The organism is Mucilaginibacter sp. P4_G9 (genome assembly GCF_056400985.1).
In genome coordinates this window covers 1-4,063 of the sequence record NZ_JBFUKF010000439.1, presented here as the reverse complement: position 1 = coordinate 4,063, position 4,063 = coordinate 1, and the positions used below count along the sequence as shown (strand labels likewise).

The window sequence follows — 4,063 nt, the reverse complement described above, 5'->3', positions numbered from 1 at the left end:
ATGCCGACCTAGTGATAAGCGGTTTAGATAAAATGACGTTGGATAAATTATTAAAATTATAGAGCCCCGATACGTCATTGCGCGCTCGCAATGATATACAAGGCTTAAACATTATTACAATTGCAATTAAATGAAGGACTATATTAAAGTTGATGAGTGGAAGATAATTGAAGAGGGCTTTAACCCGCATCATCATCAAATATCTGAGAGCATATTTAGTTTAGGTAATGGCCGCATGGGGCAACGGGCCAACTTTGAGGAAGCCTATAGCGGCGAAACCCTGCTTGGTAATTACGTTGCCGGGGTTTATTATCCCGATAAAACCCGTGTAGGCTGGTGGAAGAACGGCTATCCCGAATACTTTGCCAAAGTGCTTAATGCCGCCAACTGGACTATTATTGATATTGTGCTTGATGGCGAGCAGCTTGACCTGGCCAAATGCGAGGTAAGCAACTTCCGCAGGGAACTGAACATGAAGGAAGGTTATTTGAAACGTACTTTCACTGCCAAAACAGCATCAGGCAAAGAAGTTGCTGTAGAAGCGTGTCGCTTTTGCAGCATGGCAGATGATGAAACGGCTGCTATAAATTACGCTATCACTCCTTTAAACTTTAGTGGTATTATCACCCTCACCCCGGCTATCGATGGTGATGTGATGAACAAAGATTCCAACTACGATGAGAAGTTTTGGGACGAGATCAGCAAGGCAAACCAGGCCGATGGCGGTTATGTTGTGATGCGCACCAAAAAAACAGGCTTCGAGGTGGCAACCGGTATGAAGTTTAGTATAGTGCAAAATGGCGAGGTTATCCAACCTAAAACAGAATCCATCCAAAAGGAAAAATATGTTGCCTCAAAAATTGAACTGCAGGCGCTGCAGGGGCAAAGCATCAGCATTATTAAATATGTTGCCAACTTGTCCTCACAAAACTATAAACCCGAAGAACTGGTTGGGCAGTTAACATCAACTTTAAATCGTATCAGCAAAAAAGGGTTTGATACCATGCTGGCCGAACAGGCAGCTGCCTGGGCCGAAAAATGGAAACACAACGATATCATTATCGAGGGTGATGAATCGGCACAGCAGGCTATCCGCTTTAATATTTTCCAGCTGAACCAAACGTACACCGGTGAAGATGATCGCCTTAACATTGGCCCTAAAGGCTTTACAGGCGAAAAATATGGCGGCTCTACCTATTGGGATACCGAGGCTTATTGTGTGCCTTTTTATCTTTCCACAGCAGAGCAAAAGGTGACCCGTAACCTGCTTTTATACCGCTATAAGCAATTGGGTAAAGCCATTGCGAATGCTGCCTTACTGGGCTTTAAAAACGGTGCCGCCCTGTACCCCATGGTTACCATGGATGGTACCGAATGCCATAACGAGTGGGAAATTACCTTTGAGGAGATTCACCGTAACGGTGCCATTGCTTATGCCATTTTCAACTATGTGCGCTATACTGCCGATGAAGCTTACCTGGCCGATTATGGTTTAGAAGTTTTAATTGCGATAGCAAGGTTCTGGTCGCAAAGGGTAAGCTGGTCGCAGGATAAGGAGCAATATGTTATGCTGGGCGTAACCGGGCCGAATGAATACGAAAACAACGTTAACAACAACTGGTATACCAGTAAACTGGCTACCTGGTGTATGGAATATACCATGGAGGTTATCGAAAAGGTAAAAGCTACAGATAATGCCAAATACAACGCGCTGGTAAGCAGGATCAGCTTTGATGAAGGCGCCGAAACATCAAGGTTTAAGCATATCATTGATAAAATGTATTATGGCTACGATGAAAAGCAGCAGATATTTTTACAACAGGACGGATACCTTGATAAAGAGCAAATCCTGGTTAAAGATCTGCCCGCTACAGACCGCCCGCTGAACCAGAAATGGAGCTGGGACAGGATTCTTCGTTCGTGCTACATTAAACAGGCCGACGTTTTACAGGGGATCTACTTTTTTGAAGATCAGTATGATATAGAAACCATCCGCAGGAATTTTGATTATTATGAGCCACGTACCGTACATGAATCTTCTTTATCGCCATGTGTACACGCTATTTTGGCTGCCAAACTGGGCGATGAGGCTCGTGCCTATGAGTTTTACCTGCGCACCGCGCGTTTGGACCTGGACGATTATAACAACGATACCGAAGATGGCTGCCACATCACATCCATGGCCGGTACCTGGATGGCCGTTGTGGAAGGTTTTGGCGGAATGCGTGTAAGGGATGGCAAATTATTGTTTCAGCCGTTTATACCCGAGAAATGGGCTTCGTTCTCGTTCCATATCGGTTTTAGGGGAGCACTGCTGAATATCAAGGTAAGCAAAGAGGGGGTACAGATCAAAAACCTTTCGGCTGTTGAAACTACGGTTTCGGTTTATGGCAAGGATAAATTGATTAAAGCCAATGGCGAATTGTTGGTTGAAGCATAATGAACAAAAATAAAGTTATTGTCTGTTTTGTAGCGATATCTATGATACCGTTAATTTCGTTTGCACAGATAAAACATCACAAGAGATCAAAAAAAATGGAACAACCGAAAACAGATCATAAGCTTATTATATATCAATTATTGCCCCGCCTGTTTGGCAATACTAAAACCCTCAATAAAAGCAATGGCTCTATTGAAGAGAACGGCGCTGGTAAACTGAACGACATAAATGATAAAGCCCTGCAGGAGATCAGAAAAATGGGTTTTACCTATGTTTGGTATACTGGCGTTATTGAGCATGCTACCATGACAAATTATTCGGCCTATGGTATTAAGGCCGATGATCCTGATATTGTAAAGGGCCGGGCAGGTTCACCTTATGCTATCAAGGATTATTATGATATCGATCCCGATTTAGCTGTTGATGTAAAAAATCGCATCGGCGAATACGAAGCCCTTATCAAACGCACCCACAACAACGGTTTGAAAGTATTGATGGACCTGGTGCCCAACCACGTTGCCCGTACCTATGCATCGGATGTAAAACCGGCAGGCATCCGCGATTTTGGTCAGGATGATGATAAATCGAAAGGATTTGATGCCAAAAACGATTTTTACTATATGCCAGGCCAGCCCTTTGTTGTTCCCTCGGGATATAACCCGGGAGGGGATGAATTTAAAAGCCCGCTAAAGGATGGCAAATTTGATGAGAATCCCGCCAAAGCAACCGGTAACGATGTGTTTAGTGCGTCGCCATCTATTAACGACTGGTTTGAGACCATGAAGCTGAACTACGGGGTTGATTATATGGATCACCGCCGCGGCCATTTCGACCCGATACCACCGCTTTGGAACAAGGTATATGATATTTTGCACTACTGGAGCCAAAAAGGTGTTGACGGTTTCCGTTGCGATATGGTAGAAATGGTGCCCATTGAGTTTTGGGGATGGGTGATCCCGAAAATGAAGGCCGAGCATCCGGGTATTGTTTTCATTGGCGAAGCTTACGACAAAGGCAAATACAGCGATTATATATTCAATGGGCATTTTGATTACCTGTATGATAAGGTTGGTTTGTACGACACAATAAGGAACCTTACACGCAACGAGCATAACACCAATACCTGGGGCATCAACAGCGTTTGGAACCACGATAGCAAAGGTATCGATCAGCATATGCTCCGCTTTATGGAAAACCATGACGAGCAGCGTATAGCCTCGCCCGATTTTGCGGGAAACCCATGGCTGGCTGTACCGGGCATGATTGTGACCGCTACGCTGAACACCGGACCGGTAATGATTTACTTTGGCCAGGAAGTTGGCGAGCCGGGAGCAGGCAGCGAAGGTTTTAGCGGCAACGATGGCCGTACTTCTATATTTGATTACTGGGGCGTACCAGAGCATCAAAAATGGATCAATAACGGTGCTTACGATGGCGGTAAGCTATCCAACGATCAGAAAAAACYGCGCGGCTTTTACCAGGTCCTGTTAAACCCTTTTCACTACAGCGAATCTATTAAAACGGGCGAGTTTTATGAGCTAATGTTGGCAATCGAACGCCAGCCAGTATTTGATACAAGGCTGTACATTTATCTCCGATATACCAATATTCAACGTATATTGG

The 4,063-nt window shown here is 44.5% G+C and carries 2 protein-coding genes; both read left to right on the top strand.

The genetic code is table 11. The features are described 5' to 3' along the window. Nucleotides 1-130 precede the first annotated feature (130 nt). A complete protein-coding gene (locus AC1DPZ_RS23310; protein ID WP_477407961.1) occupies nucleotides 131-2,440 on the top strand; it encodes a glycoside hydrolase family 65 protein in 2,310 nt (769 codons plus the stop codon). Nucleotides 2,441-2,535: 95 nt separating this feature from the next. Then, nucleotides 2,536-4,063: alpha-amylase family protein (locus AC1DPZ_RS23305; RefSeq protein WP_477407959.1), on the top strand; the 1,528-nt coding region annotated here is incomplete at its 3' end.

Excerpts from the sequence above, each read along its gene's own strand:
- AC1DPZ_RS23310 (WP_477407961.1), top strand. The coding sequence starts at position 131 with ATGAAGGACTATATTAAAGTTGATGAGTGGAAGATAATTGAAGAGGGC.